The organism is Priestia sp. P5_B4 (genome assembly GCF_056400385.1).
The window spans coordinates 1-524 of sequence record NZ_JBFULJ010001530.1 but is presented as its reverse complement, the minus strand read 5'-3'; the positions used below and the strand labels follow the sequence as shown (position 1 = coordinate 524).

Below are 524 nucleotides of genomic sequence, written 5' to 3'. Positions count from 1 at the left end.
GCTTAATACACCGAATAGGAAAGAGATAATTAAAGAATGAGCAAGCGCGAGCTCTAGCTGCAGACGTGTGACAACAACAAGCATACCGGAAACCGCCTGAAAAGTAACTAGAATGAGAGCAGCTAACCATCCGTAAAAAATATTTTTTTGATGGCGATAATATTTAACTGCATGGATAAAGGCGGCTAAAATCCATACAAACGTTAAAACAGCAGCGAATCGATGTCCCATTTGAATCCACTGATTCAAATCAACAGGCAGCCAACCGTTTCCGTTTGAACAAAATGGAACGTCTGGACAAGCTAAGCTAGCTTCTTTATGGCGAACAAGCGCGCCCGTGTACACAACGGCATATGTGTACAAGATAACCCCGTAAATATGTTTTTTCATTTTAGAGCCTAGCTGCATATTAGTTGCGTCGAGCTTTTGATCCACTTCAAAGATAATAAGTGTTAACAGCAGCACAGAAGCAAACGAAATAAGAGAAATACCAAAATGAAGAGCAAGCACTGCATCTGATTGTC

At 40.8% G+C, this 524-nt stretch carries 1 protein-coding gene; it reads right to left on the bottom strand.

All coding sequences use genetic code 11. The features are described from left to right. A partial coding sequence (locus AC1DRF_RS31995; protein ID WP_477742828.1) for a COX15/CtaA family protein occupies positions 1-524 on the bottom strand: 524 nt, incomplete at both ends.